The sequence below is a fragment of the Thermasporomyces composti genome, assembly GCF_003386795.1.
GTDB classification, from domain to species: domain Bacteria; phylum Actinomycetota; class Actinomycetes; order Propionibacteriales; family Actinopolymorphaceae; genus Thermasporomyces; species Thermasporomyces composti.
In genome coordinates, this window is the sequence record NZ_QTUC01000001.1 from 3,658,735 (window position 1) to 3,678,078 (window position 19,344).

General features: G+C 70.2%; 16 protein-coding genes. 10 read left to right on the forward strand and 6 right to left on the reverse strand.

Features of this window, described 5'->3' with window-relative positions:
* Positions 1–30: 30 nt before the first annotated feature.
* Positions 31–933: a mechanosensitive ion channel family protein gene (locus DFJ64_RS15920; protein WP_115851162.1), complete on the reverse strand. Its 903-nt coding sequence runs from the start codon at positions 931–933 to the stop codon at positions 31–33.
* Between the two features lie 210 nt (positions 934–1,143).
* On the opposite strand from DFJ64_RS15920, the gene DFJ64_RS15925 reads away from it, so the two are divergent.
* The gene (locus DFJ64_RS15925) at positions 1,144–1,566 is read left to right on the forward strand and encodes a hypothetical protein (RefSeq protein WP_147304736.1); all 423 of its coding nucleotides are present in this window, start codon (positions 1,144–1,146) and stop codon (positions 1,564–1,566) included.
* Positions 1,567–1,599: 33 nt separating this feature from the next.
* Positions 1,600–1,989, forward strand: a complete 390-nt coding sequence (locus DFJ64_RS15930) for a DUF5130 family protein (RefSeq protein WP_115851164.1) — start codon at positions 1,600–1,602, stop codon at positions 1,987–1,989.
* A gap of 72 nt (positions 1,990–2,061) precedes the next feature.
* On the opposite strand, the gene pepN is transcribed toward DFJ64_RS15930, so the two are convergent.
* Positions 2,062–4,617, reverse strand: coding sequence for an aminopeptidase N (pepN, locus tag DFJ64_RS15935; protein ID WP_115851165.1), 2,556 nt, complete (start codon positions 4,615–4,617; stop codon positions 2,062–2,064).
* Between the two features lie 185 nt (positions 4,618–4,802).
* Between pepN and DFJ64_RS15940 the strand changes: the two genes are divergently transcribed.
* A complete protein-coding gene (locus DFJ64_RS15940) occupies positions 4,803–5,432 on the forward strand; it encodes a mycothiol-dependent nitroreductase Rv2466c family protein (protein WP_115851166.1) in 630 nt (209 codons plus the stop codon).
* 46 nt (positions 5,433–5,478) lie between these two features.
* Here the strand turns inward: DFJ64_RS15940 and DFJ64_RS15945 are convergent, their stop codons facing one another.
* Both DFJ64_RS15945 and DFJ64_RS15950 read right to left on the reverse strand, forming a co-directional pair.
* On the reverse strand, positions 5,479–6,729 hold the full coding sequence (locus DFJ64_RS15945) for an MFS transporter (protein ID WP_115851167.1): 1,251 nt from the start codon (positions 6,727–6,729) through the stop codon (positions 5,479–5,481).
* A gap of 24 nt (positions 6,730–6,753) precedes the next feature.
* Positions 6,754–8,097, reverse strand: coding sequence for an MFS transporter (locus tag DFJ64_RS15950; protein ID WP_170152636.1), 1,344 nt, complete (start codon positions 8,095–8,097; stop codon positions 6,754–6,756).
* A 223-nt stretch (positions 8,098–8,320) separates the two neighbouring features.
* Here DFJ64_RS15950 and DFJ64_RS15955 point away from each other — a divergent pair, with 223 nt between their 5' ends.
* Entirely contained in the window at positions 8,321–9,616 is a 1,296-nt protein-coding gene (locus DFJ64_RS15955; RefSeq protein ID WP_211310635.1) for an ROK family transcriptional regulator, read from the forward strand.
* A gap of 70 nt (positions 9,617–9,686) precedes the next feature.
* The gene (locus tag DFJ64_RS15960) at positions 9,687–10,148 is read left to right on the forward strand and encodes a ribose-5-phosphate isomerase (RefSeq protein ID WP_115851170.1); all 462 of its coding nucleotides are present in this window, start codon (positions 9,687–9,689) and stop codon (positions 10,146–10,148) included.
* Between the two features lie 54 nt (positions 10,149–10,202).
* On the opposite strand, the gene DFJ64_RS15965 is transcribed toward DFJ64_RS15960, so the two are convergent.
* Together DFJ64_RS15965 and DFJ64_RS15970 are read right to left on the reverse strand one after the other, a co-directional pair.
* Positions 10,203–11,525: a hypothetical protein gene (locus tag DFJ64_RS15965; protein WP_147304737.1), complete on the reverse strand. Its 1,323-nt coding sequence runs from the start codon at positions 11,523–11,525 to the stop codon at positions 10,203–10,205.
* Entirely contained in the window at positions 11,522–12,283 is a 762-nt protein-coding gene (locus tag DFJ64_RS15970) for a hypothetical protein (RefSeq protein ID WP_115851172.1), read from the reverse strand. The genes DFJ64_RS15965 and DFJ64_RS15970 overlap by 4 nt, the downstream gene beginning before the upstream one ends.
* A gap of 183 nt (positions 12,284–12,466) precedes the next feature.
* Here DFJ64_RS15970 and DFJ64_RS15975 point away from each other — a divergent pair, with 183 nt between their 5' ends.
* From DFJ64_RS15975 to leuS, 5 genes are all read left to right on the forward strand, one after another.
* Positions 12,467–13,354 carry a DMT family transporter gene (locus DFJ64_RS15975; RefSeq protein ID WP_211310636.1) on the forward strand — a complete coding sequence of 296 codons (888 nt, stop codon included), beginning with the start codon at positions 12,467–12,469 and terminating at the stop codon, positions 13,352–13,354.
* Between the two features lie 152 nt (positions 13,355–13,506).
* Positions 13,507–14,535, forward strand: a complete 1,029-nt coding sequence (locus tag DFJ64_RS15980; protein ID WP_115851173.1) for a Gfo/Idh/MocA family protein — start codon at positions 13,507–13,509, stop codon at positions 14,533–14,535.
* Positions 14,532–15,578: a Gfo/Idh/MocA family protein gene (locus tag DFJ64_RS15985; protein WP_115851174.1), complete on the forward strand. Its 1,047-nt coding sequence runs from the start codon at positions 14,532–14,534 to the stop codon at positions 15,576–15,578. Before DFJ64_RS15980 ends, DFJ64_RS15985 begins: the two co-directional genes overlap by 4 nt.
* A 110-nt stretch (positions 15,579–15,688) precedes the next feature.
* A complete protein-coding gene (locus DFJ64_RS15990) occupies positions 15,689–16,462 on the forward strand; it encodes a TrmH family RNA methyltransferase (RefSeq protein WP_115851175.1) in 774 nt (257 codons plus the stop codon).
* 295 nt (positions 16,463–16,757) lie between these two features.
* Positions 16,758–19,310: a leucine--tRNA ligase gene (gene leuS, locus DFJ64_RS15995; protein ID WP_115851176.1), complete on the forward strand. Its 2,553-nt coding sequence runs from the start codon at positions 16,758–16,760 to the stop codon at positions 19,308–19,310.
* The last annotated feature ends 34 nt before the right edge of the window (positions 19,311–19,344 follow it).

Here is a 19,344-nt window from a genome sequence, read left to right on the forward strand (position 1 = left end):
GTCAGCGTGGCACCGGACACGGCGCTCGTCTCACGCCGGCACCCGGACGCCCTCGGCGTCGAAGGCCTTCTTCAGCCGCGAGCGCAGCTCCCGCTGGATGCCGAACTGCTCGTTGGGCAGGCACTTGCCCTCGATCCGAATCGTGATCGACTGCCCGGTCACCTCTTCGACGCCGACGACGTGGGGCGTCTCGAGGATCTTGTCCTTCCACTGGTCGCTCGCCGCGATCTCGCGGGCCTGCTGGTCGACGAGCCGCTCGACGCGGTGGATGTCCTCGTCGTAGGCGACCGCGATGTCGAGCACGAGCGCGGACCATCCCTGGCTCTTGTTGCCGACCCGCAGGATCTCGCCGTTGCGGATGTGCCAGAGCACTCCGTCGCTGTCACGCACCCGCGTCACTCGCAGGCCCACGCTCTCCACCGTGCCGACGGCGACGTCGAGGTCCACGACGTCACCGACGCCGTACTGGTCCTCCAGCAGCATGAAGATGCCGGCGAGGAAGTCCTTGACGAGGCTCTGGGCGCCGAAGCCGATCGCGATACCGGCGACACCGGCGCTGGCGAGCAGTGGCGCGAGCGAGTACCCGAGCTCGTCGAGGATCATGAGGACCACGACGACCCCGACGAGCGCGGTCGTGGCGCTCTTGAAGAGGGAGCCGAGTGCCTGAGCGCGCTGCGCGCGGCGCTCCTGCTGGAGCGTGGGGCGCTCCCGGGCGTCGTCACCCCGCCGGTCTCCGCGAAGCGGTTTCGGCAGGGTGAGGCCAACCGCTCGAGTGACGAGCCGGTCGATCAGCCGGTGCGCCAGATGCCGCAGGACGAGTCCGACCCCGACGAGCAGGGCGACTCGCAGCAGGATCCTGGCCGGGGTCTCCGCGGCTTCGACGACCTGGCTCCAGGTGAGGGCGACCAGAAGGTCAGGATGCGGCTTGATCATCGTGCGGCCTCGTCATGGGTCGGACGTCTGGGTCGAGCGCGTCACTGCAGGGTCTGGACGCGGGCGGGCCCACATCCGTCGGTCATTGTGCAAGGTTCTCCGAGGCCGAGACGGCGATGGCCCCCCGTGAGCACCGTGGCGGCGGCCGCTGGACGCGACGGCGGCGGGGCGAGGACTGGCCGGTCCACTGTCGCGGGTACGGTGTCAACCGTGATGAAAGGTCAGGGGATGATCCGGGCGTTCCTGCGACGAGGTGTCACGATGGGTGTGACGTGCGCCACGGTCGTGTTGGCGACGAGCACGTCCGCCTCTGCGGCGACAGCGAGCTCGGCGCCGCCGGGTCTGGATCTGTCGCCCCTCGAGGTGCTCGGGATCTTCGGTGGGATCCCTGTCGGCTTGTTCCTCCTCATCAGCCTTCTCGTCATGGCGCCCGATCTGATCCGTCGTGGCTCACAGACGAGCTTGTCGTGGAGCGGTCCGCCGGAGTGGTTCGGCGCCCGCCCGGCCGAGGCTGGCACTCCGCTGGAGAGGACAGGTGACTCGCCCGAGCTGGGATCCGACCAGCCTCGCGGTGAGGGAGCGTCGTCCGAAGGAGGAGCAGCCGGCCGAGGTGGCGCCGGTGGCCAGTGGTGAAGAAGCCAGTGGTGAAGAAGAGGTGAGGCGCCGGTGGTCGGTCGTGAGGGCTTCAGCATCCGCGAACGCAACGAGCTCGAGCGGGCGATCCGGAACGCCGAGGAGCTGTCCGGCCTGACCTTCTCCACCTACGTCGGGCCCGTCGATGGGCCGTCGAGGTCCGTCGCGGAGCGACTGCACGCGGCGCTTCCCGACCCGGCGCGCAGCGTCTTCATCCTCGTGGACCCGAAGGGGCGACGGGTGGAGATCGTGACCGGGGAGCAGGCTCGGCGCCGCCTCACCGACGCCGACTGTCAGCTGGTCGTCCTCGGGATGCGGTCGTCGTTCGCCGACGGCGACCTCGTGGGTGGCTTGGTCACCGGAATCCAGCAGCTCGGCGAGCACGCGAGTCGTCCCGGCAGCACACCGCTGCCGGAAGAGTAAGCACCGACGAGGGCCTGGACCTCCTCCCGCACCGCGGGGGAAGTCCAGGCCCTCGTCGTGCTCGCGAGACGGTCAGGCCTGCGCGTCGCGCGCCTGGGCTCGCAGCGCCCGCTCGACGTCGGCCAGGCCTTCGGACACGAGCCGTCGCACCGCGGGAACCGGCTCGGCGTTGTCGAGCCACGCCCGCACCTTCTCGGCGGTCTCCTGGGTCGCCAGCTGACGCGGGAACAGACCGACCAGGACCGACTGGGCCATCTCGTTCGCCTTGTGGTCCCAGACCCACTGGGCGACATCGAGGTAACGCTGCACGTACGGCTTGAGCAGCTCCTCCTGCCCCGGCTGCCAGAAGCCTCGGATCGTCTTGAACTGCGTCTGGTTGGGCACGTCGTCGCGCTCGACCGCGTCCCGCCACGCCTGCGCCTTGGCCTCGGCGTGCGGGCGAGCCGCACGGGCGTGCGCGGCTTCCTCCTTGCCCTTGATCGTGCCGTCGCGACGCTCCTCGGCGTCGATCTGGGCGGGGTCGATCGCGTCGAGCCGGGCGAGGTTCTGGACCAAGGTCCAGCGCAGCTCCTGGTCGACCGACAGACCGTCGAGCGTGATCGAGCCGTCGAGCAGACCCGCGAGGTAGCTGGCGTGCTCCTCCGTGGCCGCGCCGGCGTAGGAGCGAACCAGCGCCAGCTGGTGGTCGCTTCCTGGTTGGGCCTGCTCGACGAGCGCGCGCAAGCCGGCGGCGAACTCCCGCCGTGCCTCGAGTCGCCGCTCCGGCGCGGTGTAGATCTGCACGGCGGTGGAAGCGGTCCGCAGCAGCAGCTGGACGACGTTGATGTCCGGCTCGGCCGCCACGCCGCCCAGGACCAAGGCGATGTAGTCGCGGGCGGCCATCTCGGCGTCGCGACACATGTCCCACGCCGCCGTCCACCCCAGCGAGCGCGGCAGCGGGTCGCGGAACTCTCCGATGTGCTGGACGAGAGTGGCGAGCGACCGCTCGTCGAGGCGGATCTTGGCGTAGGTCAGGTCGTCGTCGTTGAGGAGGACCAGGTCCGGCTGGGACTCGCCGACGAGGTCTGGCACCGCGGTCCGCTCACCGACCACGTCCAGCTCGACGCGGCGGCGTCGCACCAGACCGTCATCGGTCCGGTCGTACAAGCCGATGGCGAGCCGGTGCGAGCGGAGGGTGGGATGGTCGGCCGGCGCCTCCTGCACGACCTCGAACGACGTGAAGCGACCCTCGGTGTCCACGTCGAACGCCGGGCGGAGCGTGTTGACACCCGCGGTTTCCAGCCACTCCCTGCTCCAGGCCTCCAGGTCGCGGCCGCTGGTCTTCTCCAGGCACACACGCAGGTCGGCCAGGGTGGCGTTGCCCCACTCGTAGGTCTTGAAGTAGTGGCGCAGCCCGGCGAAGAACTCCTCGCGGCCCACCCAGGACACCAGCTGCTTCAGCACGCTCGCGCCCTTGGCGTAGGTGATGCCGTCGAAGTTGACCTCGACGTCCTCCAGGTCGCGAATGTCGGCGGCGATGGGGTGGGTCGAGGGCAGCTGGTCCTGGCGGTAGGCCCAGGTCTTGTCGGTGTTGGCGAAGGTCGTCCAGGCGTGCGTCCAGCGGGTCGTCTCGGCCTGGCACAGCACGCTGGCGTACGACGCGAACGACTCGTTCAGCCACAGGTCGTCCCACCAGCGCATGGTCACCAGGTCGCCGAACCACATGTGCGCCAGCTCGTGGAGGATCGTGTTGGCGCGCGCCTCGTAGGCGGCGTCGGTGGTGCGGCTGCGGAAGATGTACTCGTCGCGGATGGTGACGCAGCCGGCGTTCTCCATCGCGCCCATGTTGTACTCGGGCACGAAGAGCTGGTCGTACTTCTCGAACGGGTAGGGGTAGTCGAACAGCTCCTCGAAGAACGCGAAACCGCGCTTGGTGACGTCGAGGATCTCGTCGGCGTCGAGGTGCTCGGCCAGCGACTGGCGGCAGAACACGCCCAGCGGGATCTCGCCCCGGCGGCCCTGGTAGGAGTCGCGGACGACGTGGAACGGGCCGGCCACGAGCGCCGTGATGTAGGTCGAGATCGGCGGTGTCGGCGCGAACCGCCACGTGGCGACGCCGTCTCCGGTCGGCTCCGGCTCGGGGGTGGGGGAGTTGGACACCACCTGCCAGTCCGCCGGCGCGATGACGGTCAGCGTGAACGTCCCCTTGAGGTCGGGCTGCTCGAACGTCGCGAACACGCGCCGCGCGTCCGGCACCTCGAACTGGGTGTAGAGGTAGGGACGCTGGTCGACAGGGTCGAAGGAGCGGTGCAGGCCCTCACCGGTGTTCATGTAGGCCGCGTCGGCCACGACCCGAAGCTCGTTCTCGGCTGCTAGACCGTCGAGCGAGATCCGCGCGCCGTCGTAGACCCGTTCCGGGTCGAGCTCGACGCCGTTGAGGCTGACCTGGTGGACCTTCGGCGCGATCAGGTCCACGAACGTCGACGCTCCTGGCTCCTGGCAGCGGAACCGGAGGATTGTCGTCGACCGGTACGTTGGGGAGTGGGGATCGACCGCAGAGGTCAGGTCGAGCGTGACGTCGTAGCCGTCGACCTTGAGGAGTCGGGCCCGCTCCTGGGCCTCGGCGCGGGTGAGGTTGGTGCCTGGCATGGGGTTCATCCTTCCACGCGGCCCAGTGGGAGGGCCAACGACTTGCGACTCGGCGCGGTGGGTCCCGTCGCGCGAACGATGCGATCGTACGTTCGCCTAGGTTTACGTTCGCCTAGGTTATGGGCGGGTTTCCCGGACGATCGTTCGGACCTCACGAGGTCCGGACACATGGAGTAAGGAGCACGATGGCTGAGCAGCGCGAGGTCGCGGACTTCTGGTTCGACCCGATCTGCCCATGGGCGTGGATCACTTCCCGGTGGATGCTCGAGGTGGAGAAGGTCCGCCCGGTGACGACCCGCTGGCATGTGATGAGCCTGGCGGTCTTGAACGAAGGGCGCGACCTGCCGGAGGACTACAAGAAGGGTCTGGAGAACTCGTGGGGCCCGGTCCGGATCGCGATCGCGGCCGCTGAGCGGGCCAAGGCGGCCGGCGAGGACGAGAGCGAGGTGCTGGGCCGCTACTACACCGCGATCGGCACCCTCTTCCACCACGAGAAGCGGCCGCGAGAGAAGGAGACCTACGTCGCGGCACTCGAGGCGGCCGGTCTGCCCACCGACCTGGTGGACGCCGCGGACAGCACGGAGTACGACGAGGCGCTGCGCGCCAGCCACAAGGAGGGCATGGACCTCGTGGGCTACGAGGTGGGCACCCCGGTCATCAAGGTGGGGGATGTGGCGTTCTTCGGCCCGGTCGTCTCGCCCATCCCGCACGGTGAGGCGGCGGGCAAGCTCTGGGACGGCGTCAAGCTGGTCGCCGGTACGGACGGCTTCTTCGAGCTCAAGCGCAGCCGGACCCGCGGGCCGATCTTCGACTGAGCCTGCGGCTGCGTGACCTTCGGCGAACCGGACGCGGTCACCCTGGTCACGTTCCCAACATGGCCGCGTCCGGCTTCGCCGGGCTCACTGTCGCTCGCGGCGCCATCCGCTCGCGGAGGGCCACCCCGATCAGCCCGGCGACGCCCGCCAGAACCGCGATCGTGCTCAGCGCCGCCGGCAGGCCCCACTGGTCGGCGAGGAAACCGATGATCGGTGGCCCGCCGAGCATCCCCACGTTGCCGATCGTGGAGGCCAAGCCCACGCCTCGCGAGCCGCCAAGCGCACCCGCGCGGGCCATCGCCACAGGGAACATGTTGGCCAGGCCGAGGCCCACGACCACCAGGCCCACCCAGGCGACCCAGACCGAGGTCGTCCACGCCGCCACCAGGATTCCGAGCGCGGCGAGGACGGCGCCGCCGATGAGCACCCAGCTCTCGCCGACCTGCTGGATGATCAGACCACCCGTCAGCCGGCCGACGCTGACCGCCACCATGTAGGCGCCGAAGCCGTAGGCGGCGAGCGACTCGGAGGCGCCGACGTCCTGCTGCAGGTGGAGGACGGCCCAGTCACCGACCGCACCCTCGCCGTAGGCCGTGCACAAGGCGACCACGCCTAGCAAGATCACTAAGGTCCGTACCGCGGGGAAGGCCGGCTGCGGAGCGTGTCGAGTGGTCGGCGCGGTGGCGGCTGTGAGCTCGCCGGGTCCCGCCGACCGCGAGTCCGGCCGCATCATGGACGGGGCCACCAACAGCGTGGTGACGACGCCGGAGATCGCGATGACGCCGAGGTGTGTCGACGTGGTGAGCCGCTCGACGAGCATGCCGCCGGTGACCGCGCCCACCAGACCGCCGACACTCCACAACCCGTGCATGGGCGACATGAGCGCGCGCTGTGTTGCCTTCTCGACTTCGACAGCGGCCGCGTTGAGGGCGACGAGCAAGGTTCCGTAGACGCAGCCCCACGCGAAGAGCACCACGCCGAGCTGGATCGGCGAGCGGGTCAGTGCCGGTAACACCAAGCCCACGCAGACGAGCGGGAAGGACGCGACGGTCACGAGCCGGGTGCCAAGCCGCGCGCATAGTCGCCCGGCGACGTACATGGAGATGGCGGAGGCGAACGTCATGCACAGCAGCGCGAAGCCCAGCTGGGTCGCGGTCGCGCCGACCTGGGCCTTGATGTGCGGAATCCGCACCACCCACGCGGCGAACAGGATCCCGTCGGCGGCGAAGAAGACGGTCAGGGGATAGAGCCGGGTCACGGGCTCGCGGCTGGCGTTGAGGAGACGTCGTAACACCACAGCGTGCTCCTGGCGGTCGGCGGGTCAGCCCTGGAGCTTTTCGGCCGAGCTGGAGACGTCGGCTGGATCGCCGGACAGGCCGGACGCCGCATCGGTCGCGGACGGGCGGGTTGCGGCCGGCCCGGGCGAGGAGGGCCGGTCGGCAAGGGGAGTGCGAGGCCGGGTGCCGGAGCTCCACGCTCGCAGTCCGAACGCAAGTGTGGCGGCGCTCACGGACAGGACAGCGACCGTCGTCAGCGCGGTCGGTAGCCCGTAGCGGTCCGCGAGAAACCCGATGAGCGGGGCCTGGCTGAGGGCGCCAAGGTTCGCCGCGACCCCGATTCGGCTCACACCCCGCGGCCCGCCGAGCACGCCCGCGCGGCTGATCGCGATGGGGTAGATGTTGGCGAGGCCCAGACCCAGGGCGACGTAGGCGACGAACGCCACGGCGAGCCCGCCGGGAAGGTGTCCCGCCCAGCTCGTGAGCACGGTGGCGACGGCGGCGAGCAGGAAGCCGCCACACAGGACTCGGGTCTCACCGAGGCGTCGGATCAGGCGGGCGCCGAGGAAGCGGCCGACGGCGATGGCCCCCGCGTAGCAGGCGTAGCAGTAGGCCGCGACGGAGGCGGAGGTGCCGAGGTCCCGACGCACATGCAGGGTGGCCCAGTTGTTGTTGGTGAACTCCGCGAACGCCGTGCACGCCGCGATCACGCCGAACAGCAGCACGATCCAGCGGGCGCGTGCCCACGGGATGCTGTCGGGCGTGGCGGAGCTTCGGGGGTCGGCCGGGCCGCTCGCCAGGGCTGAGCGCAGCAGAGGTGGCCCGGCCACGGCGGTCACGAGCAGACCGAGCACGCCCACGATGCCGAGGTGCGCACCCGGCGACATCCGTTCGGCGACGACACCGCCTACGGCAGCGCCGGCCAACCCGCCCACGCTGAAGACCCCGTGCAGCGTGGGCATCAGCGGGCTCCCGCTCGCCGCGGCCATCTCGACGGCCGAGCTGTTGACGGCGATGGTGAACGTCGCCTGAGCCATCCCGACGAGCACGAGGGCGAGGGCGAGCGAGTGCAGGGATGGAGCGACGCCGGGAAGCGTGATGAGCAGGCTGAGCAGCGCGCTCGCCGGCACCAGGACGCGCCGCGGGCCGAGGCGTAGGCACAGCCGGCCCGCGACCAGGAGGGCGGCGAGGCTGCCGAGGGAGCCGCTCAGGAGCGCGAGACCGAGCTCGCTGTCGCTGGCGCCGACCTGCTCCTTGACGTCCGGCACTCGCACGAGCCAGTTGGCGGGCAGGAAGCCCACGAGGCCGAAGAAGGAGGCGAGCGCGTAGGGCCGGCGGCCGTGGGGCGTGGTGTCTGATGAGCCGGCGTCGGCCTGTCGTCTCGACACGTGTGTCGCTCCTCGAGGGTCGTGGTGATCCTTTCGCTCACCGATGGCCGTTGGCACGGCTGGCCCGTACGCCGGTGGACGGGTGACGACGTGCCTCGCACGCGGACACGTCGAGGTCGAAGGCCGCGCGTCGGCTGCCGGGGATGCGGCCGGTTGACCCGGCATCCTGTGAGATCTACCGTGGCGGAGAAATTAACAGGCAGGGTTCCTTATGAAAAGAGGGGTGTCCAGTCCGCGAACCGCGACACCGCGCACCGCACGGCTCATCAACGACCGCGTGGCCTTCGAGCTCCTCCTCGACCGAGGCCCGCTAACCCGCCGCGAGCTGAGGACGCTGACCGGCTTGTCCGGGCCCACGATCGCCGCGCTCGTCCACCGGCTCGAGGCGGCCGGCCTGGTCGCGCCGGTCGGCGAGGCAGGCACCGACCGCCGCGGCCCCAACGCACGGCTGTACGGGGTCGTCGCCGACCGCGCCCACGTCGCCGGTGTCGAGGTCCGACCGGACAACGTCCTCGCGGTCGTCACCGACCTGACCGGTGCCACGGTCGGCAGCGCGCGCGTGCCCCAAGATCCCGGAGCCCAGCCCGACCGGATCATCCAAGCCGCGCTCGACGGCGCCCTCGCCGACGCCGGACTCAGCGACGACCGACTGCGCATGGTGGTCGTGGGGACGCCGGGACTCGTCGACCCGGAGAGCGGGGACGTGAGCTTCGTCGCGAGCCTGCCCACCTGGCACGCCAACGTCCTGCCCGGGCTGCGGGACCGCTACGGGGACCGAGTCGAGCTGCAGAACGAGGTCAACCTCGTCGGATACGCCGAGCATCGGCTGGGCGCCGCCCGCGGGCACGACACCTTCGCGTTGCTCTTCCTCGATGAAGGAATCGGTGTGGCGATCGTGCTCAACGGTCGTGTCCTGCGCGGGGCGTCCGGCGGCGCGGGCGAGGTGGCGTACCTGCCCCTCGGTCGGGGGACGTTCCAAGACCTCGCCGGTGGCCCAGCGGTGCGTGAGCTCGCCCGGCAGCACGGGATACCGGTCCCGGACGACACCTCCCGAGACGTCGACACCTCCCGGGACGTCGACACGTCCGGGCGCGTCGACGCGCCCGGGGAACGGGTGAACGGCTCGTCCGATCCGGCTGGCCCCTCGTCTGATCCCGCCGACACCTCCGCCGACGTGGCGGACCCTTCGTCCGACCTGGCCGGCCTCGTGCGCGCGGCGGTCGACGGCGGGCCCGCGGGGGCGGCGTTCTTGGACGCGCTCGCCGACCGGGTGTCTCAGGGCGCCGCCGCCCTGTGCGCTGTCGTCGACCCCGGGTTCCTCGTCCTCGCTGGCGAGGTCGGACGTACCGGGGGCCTCGCGCTCGCCCGGCGCGTGGAGGAGCGGTTGTCGACGCTGATCCCCCTGCCGACCCGGGTCGCACCCGGTGCCGTGGACGGGAACCCGGTCGTGCGGGGCGCTGTCCTCGTGGCGTTGGACCACCTCCACCGGGAGACGTTCGGCCTCGACGTCGAGGTGTGAACGGCTCGCCGATGCCGGAAGTGGCGGACTCGCCGTCGGCTCGAGAGAGCCGACTGCCAGACTCTGCGGCATGCGAGTGCATCTGGGATCGGACCACGCTGGCTTCGAGCTCAAGCAACACCTGGCCGGCTGGCTCGCCGATCATGGCTATGAGGTCGTCGACCACGGGCCCACGGAGTACGACCCGGACGACGACTACCCGGTGTTCTGCCTCCGCGCCGCCCGTGGCGTGGTCGCGGACCCAGGCAGTCTCGGGATCGTCCTCGGCGGCTCCGGCAACGGCGAGCAGATCGCCGCGAACAAGGTGGCAGGCGTGCGTGCCGCCCTGGCGTGGAACGAGGAGACGGCTGCCTTGGCCCGCCAGCACAACGACGCCAACGTGCTGTCGATCGGAGCCCGGATGCACTCGATCGAGGAGGCGACGGCCTTCGTCCAGGTGTTCCTCACCACGCCCTTCTCGGGCGCGGAGCGCCACGCTCGTCGTATCGCCATGCTCACCGAGTACGAGCGGTCGGGCGCCCTACCTGGCTGACCCGGCACCCTGCTGATTCCGGCGGCGCGGGATGCGCCGTCCGTCGGCGACAGCTCAGCGTCCGCCGGCGCCAGCGAGGTTCCAAGCTGGGAAGGTGTGGTCGAGCATGGCGCGCAGCTCCTCCCGCCCCCGGTGGAGCATGTCCATGAGCCGGTCGACGTCGACGTCGGGTGGGAGCGGAGCCTCCGCGAGCAGGTCCCGCGTGGTGAACGGCGTCTCCAGCCAGCAGCGCAGGTCGACGAGGTCTGCCAGCGTGTCGTCCGGGTCCTGGGGCGTCGCCGCGTACGTCGTCGGGTCCGCGCCGAGCGCGGCGTGCAGGCCCGAGCGTCGGACGAGGCACGGAAAGCAGGAGCCACAGTTGTTGTGGTGCGGCCGGTTGACGCTGCGGTTCCCACAGCTGATGGTGCCGGCCAGGACACGTTCCGCGTCGCTCCCGATTCTCTGCAGCGCGTCCCTCGCGATCGCGCACACCTCGCCCTTGGTGAGGTAGAGGAGCGGGTTGACGACCCGGACGTCGCCGCCGAGCGCCTCGATGAGGCGGTTGAGCTGCCAGAGCACCCACGGGTGCACGGACTTCGTCGAGCAACTCGCCGCCCGCGCGGGGGTGAGGGAGGGATTGATCGCCACCTGCCCGTTCTCCGGAATCCGGACGCTCGTGACGTTGAAGGCGGTGGCGACGAGGACAGCGAAGGCGGCGAAGAGGAATCCTCGCGAGCGGTTCGACTCGTCGGCGGAGCCGCGAACCTGTGGGTTGACTCGACTGTGGACGTAATCAGATCTCAGGAGGCGGTCGATCTCATCGAGGATGGCCTCTTGTGGCTGGCGATGCCGGTCAAGGTAGAAGGAAAGGAGGTACATCGTCACGCCGCCACGGCTGGCCAGGTCGAGCGTGTAGGCCGCGGAGTCCAGACCTCCGGAGAGAAGGACGACGGCGTCGAATCCGTCCACCGACGGCATGTCGTCGAGGAGGATCGCGGCGTCGATCGGTGGAGCGCCACCGTACACCTCGACGAGCCACTCGTCAGCGGTGAGGACCCGAAGCATGGACGTGAGGGTGCTGATCACCTCGGGCTGCCAGAGTGAGGGATCCCCGACCTCGACGCTGAGGTGGATGACCCTCGTCCACCTGTCAGGACTGCTCCTGCGTGCGGCGCGTCTGTCCGCGAGATGGACGGCGCAGGCGATGCGGCAGAGGTCTTGCACCCAGACCGGAGTCTCTCGTCCGCCTCCGACCAGCTTCGGAACCGCAGAGATCAACGACCTGAAATCCTTGCCGCGCAGCCTTACCCAGCCTGTCTTCTCACGTCGGCTGGACTCCGAGTAGTAGAAGAAGTACTCCCCCCGGTGCTTCACGCCGTACTCCCTACGGTGCGTCATGCCGCCTCCTCCGCCGGGTTGAGCAGACGTTCCACGATGTGGTCCGCCAGGTCGCGCGCGATGGCGGTGAGGGGCTTGGACGGGTTGCGCTTCCGCTCCGCACACGGGGAGACGACGCGCGCCACGACTCGGGTCGTGGCGCGGCTGACGAGGTCCGCTGGGTCCACGAGCGGCAGGACCGGTGCCACGGTGACGAGCTTGGCGAAGATGACCGCGCGGAAGAACTCCTCGACCAGGTCCGCGAAGAACAGCTGGTACAGCTCACAGAACACCGCGTCAGGGAGGACGACGTCCGACGTGTCGCCTGACGCGACCGCGTCCCGCACCGCTGGGCTCATCTCGAGCAGACGCTCCGCCGTCCGTCGGGCTGCGCGGCGAGCGAGGGCGTCGACGAGCAGGCCGGAGTCCCCGACGACCTCGTCGATGAACCACCGAACGAAGCGGTCTTCCGGGTCGGACGGGCTCGCCAGCCCGGTCGTGCCCTGACTCCATCGGTCGAGGTTGGTCAAGACGTCGACCAAGGCGTGGCCACAGCGGCGGGCAGTGGTCCGAAATCCTATGAAGTCCGGGGGATGGTGCCGCAGCTCCTCGCTCAGCGCCCTCGCCAGACACTCGGCGGCCTTCTCGACCGTGTCCGCCGTGCGTCGAGCGTCTCGTCCTCGGTTGTCGCTGGCCGCGGCGCGCTCGCCAGGCGCTTCGTGTCGCGGCGCGCCATCGGGGCGTCGGGTGGACCGCTGGATGGGCAGCGCGACTCCCACCCGGCCGTGAGCGGACCAATTGCGGCCGGCCGGCCCTGACCACCTGGTCGACGTGCCCACTCCCCACCTCCATGTGCTCCTCCCTCTCTCCAGTAGAGGAGTGGGCGAGAAGTTGATCAAGGTCACGCCGGTTACGGACGGGTGACACATCGATACGTGATGTGGTGATGGCACCCTTGGCCCGTGCTCGGACCGCTCGCGCTCGCGTCCACCCCGTCTGCGACCCCCACCGTGGGAGTGACGGTCGCGGTCTTGACGGCGGCCGTGTTGCACGCGGTCTGGAACGCCCTCGCCCACGCGTTCACCGACAAGCTCGTCGGTGTCGCGGTGCTGTCCGCGGGGTTCGTCGTGGGTGGGCTCGTCGCGTTGCCCTGGGTCGGCGTCCCGGCACGGGCGAGCTGGCCGGCGCTGCTCGCCTCCAGCTGCGTCCACGTCCTCTACAACCTCTCGCTCATGCGCTCGTACCGACTCGGCGCGTTCAACCAGGTGTATCCGTTGGCGCGTGGCATGTCACCGTGGACGGTGGCCCTCGCCGCCATGGTCGTCGTTGATGAGCACCTGAGCGCGGGTCAGCTGGCCGGTGTGGTCGTCGTCTCCGTCGGGCTGGGGTGCCTGGTCTGCGCGCGAGGTCGGCCACGACGGGAGGAGCTGCCGGCGGTCGCGGCCGCCGTGGTGACCGGGCTGCTGATCGCGACGTACACCGTACTGGACGGCGTGGGCGTTCGACGGGCTGAGGGGCCGCTGGCGTACGCGGCCTGGTTGTTCGTGCTCCACGGCGCTGTCGTGGTGGTGCTCGTCGCGCTGCACAAGGGCCCCTCGGTCTTGCTGCGCGACATCGAGTCGCACTGGCGGATCGGAGCCGTCGCCGGGACCTGCGCGGTGGCGGCCTACGGACTGGTGCTGGTCGCGCAGACACGCGGCTCGCTCGCGGCGGTCGCGGCTCTTCGTGAGACCAGCGTCATCGTCGGCGCCATCATCGGCGCGGTCGTCTTCAAGGAGCCGTTCGGTCGGTGGCGCACCGCCGCCACCGTCATCGTCGTCGCCGGGATCGCCCTGCTGAACCTCGCGTGAGTGTGTCAATGATCACCTGACGACGAGAGAGGACCTGGCGACGGAGAGGCAGGCCACCCGGTCGCGTCCACGAGGTGGACGGGTCTTCCCATCGGGCCGATGGGGCGTTAGGGATATGGTCAGCTCCAATCAGCGGCCGAAGGGATGAGTTGGTGAAAGTCAAGAGCGTGGGTGTCGTCGGGCTCGGCGGCATGGGTGGAGTGCACATCGCCGGGTGGCAGCGACTCGGCGTGGACGTGCACGGGTACGACGGACTACCCGAGGCGCGAGCTCGCGCCCGCGACGAGCGGGGCGTGACCGTCCACGACGACATGGAGAGCCTGCTCGGCGCGGTCGACGTGGTCGACGTCTGCACCCCCACCGACGCCCACCACACGGTCGCGCTCGCGGGCATCCGGGCGGGTCGTCACGTGATCTGCGAGAAGCCGCTGACCCGCACGCTCGCGGAAGCCGACGAGCTGATCGCCGCCGCGCGGGAAGCCGGCGTCCAGCTGCACGTCGCGCAGGTCGTGCGGTTCTTCCCCGAGTACGCCGCCGCGCGCGAGGCCGTCGTGGCCGGTCGCATCGGCACGCCAGCGGTGCTGCGGTTGACCCGTGAGGGCGGCATGCCCGCGGGCGACCGGTGGTACCACGACCAGGCTCGCTCCGGCGGCATCATCTGCGACGTCATGATCCACGACATCGACTTCGCGCGCTGGATCGCCGGAGATGTCGTCCGGGTCTACGCCAAGACGCTGCGACCGGCTGGCCCGCAAGGCGCCCACACCCACGCCTACGCGATCCTCACGCACGCGAGCGGGGCGATCAGCCACCTCACCGCCTCGTGGGCCAGGCTGAAGGCGCCGTTCCGCACCAGCTTCGAGCTCGCGGGCAGCGAGGGCATGCTCGACTACGCGACCGACCAGCGGCCCGCGGTCCGGACGGCGCCTCCGGAGCTGGCCTTCGCCGGAGGTTGGCCGACGGCGGAGGACCCCTGGGCCGCCGAGCTTCGCGAGTTCCTCGCCGCGATCGAGGACGGGACACCGCCCCGGGTAGGCGCGGAGGACGGTCGGGCGGCACTGGAGATCGCGCTCGCTGCGGTGGAGTCGGCCGAGACCGGACGCGCGATCGAGCTTCCGACCGACGAGTCGGACACGAACCTTGGTACGACGACCGCGTCCGCGGAGGTGACGTCGGCATGAGCGGCTCCCCCAGCCCTGCCACCGAGACCAGCGAGCGCCCGCTCAAGATCGGGATCCTGTCCTTCGCCCACCTGCACGGGCTGAGCTACGCGTCCGTGCTGGCCAGCCGCCCTGACGTCGAGCTTCGCGTGGCCGACGAGAACGCCGAGCGCGGCAAGCCGATCGCCGACCAGCACGGCGTGAGCTTCACCACCTCCTACGCCGAGCTCCTCGAGTGGGGGCCGGACGGCGTGGTCATTTGCTCGGAGAACGCCCGTCACCGCGTGCTCGTCGAGCAGGCCGCGGCGGCCGGAGCACACGTGCTGTGCGAGAAGCCCCTCGCCACGTCGTTGGCCGATGGCCGGGCGATGATCGAAGCCTGCGAGAAGGCCGGGGTCAGCTTGATGACCGCGTTCCCGGTGCGGTTCTGCGGCCCCGTCGTCAGCGTGGCCCGCCTGGTGCGGGACGGGAAGCTCGGACGGATCCACGGTGTGGCCGGAACCAACCCGGGCACGATGCCCGGCGGCTGGTTCGTCGATCCCGAGCTCGCCGGTGGCGGCGCGGTCATGGACCACACCGTCCACGTCGCGGACCTGCTGCGCTGGATCCTCGGGAGCGAGGCGGTCGAGGTCTACGCCCAGGTCAACCGCCTGCTGTATCCCGACCTCCCGGTCGAGACGGCCGGCACCATCGCGGTGACCTTCGAGAACGGCGTCGTGGCGACGATCGACTGCAGCTGGAGCCGTCCGAAGTCCTATCCGACGTGGGGCGGGGTGACGCTGGAGTTCGTGGGCGACGACGGCGTGGCGACCGCGGACGCGTTCGCCCAGACCATGAACTCCTACTACGACGGCCCGTCTCGGTCCGGCTCCCAGAACGTGCAATGGCTGCCGTGGGGTGACAACGCCGACGCGCTCATGATCGCGGAGTTCCTGGCCGCGATCCGCGAGGGACGCCAACCGCAACCGAGCGGGTGGGACGGTTACAAGGCGACGGAGATCGCGTTCGCGGCCTACGCGTCGGTCAAGGCGGGGCAGCCAGTCCGCCTGCCTCTGGAGGAGTAGCCCGGAAGGAGGGGTCCAGGCGGCCGGGACATGACGACCCGGCGAGGGGTCGGCCGGAGGCGACCGGACCACGGTGAGGGCGATGAGACCACGGTGGGAGACTGACCCTCGTGCGGGAGGACGTGTCGCCTCGAGACCGGTTCGTGACGGTCTACGGGATTCGACCGGTGCTGGCGGCCCTGACCGATGAGCGCCTCACGGTCGACAAGGTGCTCGTCGCCGAGGGTGCCCGGAGCGGGTCGATCCGGGAGATCGTCGCCGCAGCCCAAGCGCGAGGCGTCGCGGTTCGACGAGTTCCGGCTCAGCGCATCAACCTCCTGTCAGGGAACCCGCGGCACGACAACGGCGTGCTCGCCGATGTCGTCGCTCCTCGCATGCGGACCTTGGCTGACGCGCTCGGTGGCAAGCACCACGAGCGTCCGGACACAGTGCTCGTGTTGGACGGGATCAAGACCCCGGCCAACGTGGGGATGATCCTGCGCTCGGCGACGGCGGCCGGTCTGGGGGGAGTTGTCGTGCCGCATCGCGGAGTGGCCGACCTCGATCCGCTCGTGGTGAAGGCCTCCGCGGGCGTGGCGTTCCGCGCGCCGGTCCTCCGCTGCGACACGGCGGAGGAAGCCGCGGAGCGGCTGGTCGAGGCCGGCTACGAGGTGGTCGGGCTCGCCGCCGACGCGACAGAGACGATCTTCGAGACCCGCGTGGAGCCTCCGGTGGCGTTCGTCCTCGGCAGCGAGACCGAGGGGGTGACGGCGGCGGTGCGGCCCTACGTCGCGCGGTGGGTGAGCATCCCGATGCCCGGAGACGTGGAGTCCCTGAACGTCGCGAGCGCCGCGGCTGTCGTGTCGTTCGAGATCGTCCGGCGGCGGCTGTCCGGGCAGGCCTGAGCGGGTACGAACCGGGCGTCAGCGCTCCGTGAGGTCGCGCGTCATGCCGTGCGGCGGCCAGGCGTTCGTGTGCGCTACCCTGAGGGGCATGCCAGTGGCTCTGCTCCTTAGCGAGCCGCGCTGACCATCAGCGGGTGCGTGAGCACCGCGTCGGCGCGGCAAACCCCTCCTGTGTTGAGGGGTTTTTTGTTCGAGGTCTGAGGGGCGTCCCCGAGGTGCCGGCGCGGGCCGGTGGTGGGGTCGCCGCGTCCCCGGCAGAAGTCACCATCCGCCCAGCCTTCACGGAGCACGAACGATGAGCAAGTCGCACGCGGCAGAGCCGGAGTCGTCCACCCCTCGAGCGGGAACGGGCCCCCGAGCGGCGACGGACACCGACACCTACGACTTCGTCCGCATCCAGAACAAGTGGCTGCCGGTGTGGCAGCAGATGAACCCGTTCCGGGCGGACCGTCTCGCCGGAGACGACCCCAAGGCTGCGCCGGACCCGCGCGAACGCCGCTACCTGCTGGACATGTTCCCGTACCCCTCCGGTGACCTCCACATGGGGCACGGAGAGGCGTACGCGTTCGGCGATCTGATCGCGCGCTACTGGCTGCAGAAGGGCTACAACGTCCTGCACCCCATCGGCTGGGACGCGTTCGGCCTGCCGGCGGAGAACGCCGCGATCCGGCGCAACCTGCACCCCGCGGAGTGGACCTGGGCCAACATCGAGACGCAGGCCGAGTCCTTCCGGCGGTACGCCGTGTCCTTCGACTGGTCACGCCGGCTGCACACGTGCGAGCCCGAGTACTACCGGTGGACCCAGTGGCTGTTCCTGCGCTTCTACGAGCGCGGGCTGGCCTACCGCAAGGCCTCGCTGGTCAACTGGTGCCCGCAGGACCAGACGGTCCTGGCCAACGAGCAGGTCGTCAACGGAGCGTGCGAGCGCTGCGGTGCGACCGTCACCAAGCGTGAGCTCACCCAGTGGTACTTCAAGATCACGGACTACGCCGAGCGGCTGCTCAAGGACATGGACCAGCTGGAGGGCCGCTGGCCAGAGCGCGTGCTGACCATGCAGCGCAACTGGATCGGCCGGTCCGAGGGCGCCTACGTCGACTTCACGATCGAGGGTCGCGAGGAGCCGGTCACCGTCTTCACCACCCGCCCGGACACGCTCTACGGCGCGACGTTCTTCGTGGTGGCGCCGGAGTCGCGGCTGGCTCAGGAGATCTGCGCCCCGGAGCAGCGGGAGGCGTTCGAGGAGTACCTGGCGCAAGTCAAGCGGACGTCGGAGATCGAGCGGCTGTCGACCGAGCGCGAGAAGACCGGCGTCTTCCTGGGCGCGTACGCGATCAACCCGGTCAACGGCGAGCGCATCCCGGTGTGGGCCGCCGACTACGTGCTGGCCGACTACGGCACGGGCGCGATCATGGCGGTGCCCGCCCACGACCAGCGCGACCTGGACTTCGCGCTCAAGTACGGCCTTCCGGTGCGCGTGGTCGTGGACACCGGTGAGCCGGATCCCGCCGAGACCGGCATCGCCACACCCGGCGAGGGACGGCACGTCAACTCTCCGGTCATCGACGGCCTGGGCAAGGACGAGGGCATCCAGGCGATGATCGAGTGGCTGGAGAAGCAGGGGATCGGCAAGCGGGGCGTCACCTACCGGCTGCGCGACTGGCTGATCTCGCGGCAGCGGTTCTGGGGCTGCCCGATCCCGATCATCCACTGCGACAGCTGTGGCGAGGTGCCGGTACCCGACGACCAGCTGCCGGTGGAGCTGCCCGACCTGCGCGGGGCGGACCTGGCGCCCAAGGGCGTCTCGCCCCTGGCCGCGGCGACGGACTGGGTGAAGGTCGCGTGTCCGAAGTGTGGCGGCGAGGCGCGCCGTGACTCCGACACCATGGACACCTTCGTCGACTCCTCGTGGTACTTCCTGCGCTACTGCTCGCCGGGGTACCAGGACGGGCCGTTCAACCCCGAGGACGTGCGGCGGTGGATGCCGGTCGACCAGTACGTCGGCGGTGTGGAGCACGCGATCCTGCACCTGCTGTACAGCCGCTTCTTCACGAAGGTGCTGTACGACATGGGCATGGTCGACTTCACCGAGCCGTTCAAGGCGCTGCTGAACCAGGGGCAGGTCATCAACCAGGGCAAGGCGATGAGCAAGTCCCTGGGCAACGGCGTCGACCTGGGCGAGCAGCTGTCGACGTACGGTGTGGACGCCATCAGGTTCACCATGGCGTTCGCGGGGCCGCCCGAGGACGACATCGACTGGGCCGACGTGTCGCCCGGCGGGTCGCTCAAGTTCCTGCAGCGCGCCTGGCGGCTGTCCGGTGACGTCCAGAGCGAGCCCGGTGTCGATCCGGCGAACGGCGACCAGGCTTTGCGCAAGGTGACCCACCGGACGATCAAAGACGTCACCGAGCTGGTGGAGTCCTTCAAGTTCAACGTCGCCTTGGCCCGGCTCATGGAGCTGACCAGCGCGACCCGGAAGGCGATCGACTCCGGCCCGGGCCCGGCCGACCCGGCCGTGCGGGAGGCGGTCGAGGCGCTGGCCATCATGCTGAGTCTGGTCGCGCCGTACACGGCGGAGGACATGTGGGAGCGCCTCGGCCACGAGCCGACCGTCGCGCTGGCGGGCTGGCCGAGCTACGACCCGGAGCTGGCGACAGCCGAGTCGGTGACGGCCGTCGTGCAGGTCGCGGGCAAGCTGCGGGACAAGTTCGAGGTCTCGCCCGACGTCACCGAAGACGAGCTGCGCGAGCGGGCACTCGCCTCCGAGAAGGTTCGCAACGCTCTGGGCGACCGGGAGATCCGGAAGGTGATCGTCCGGGCTCCCAAGCTGGTCAACATCGTCCCAGGCTGATCGTTCGAGCTGATCGTCGCGGGCGGGGAGAGGC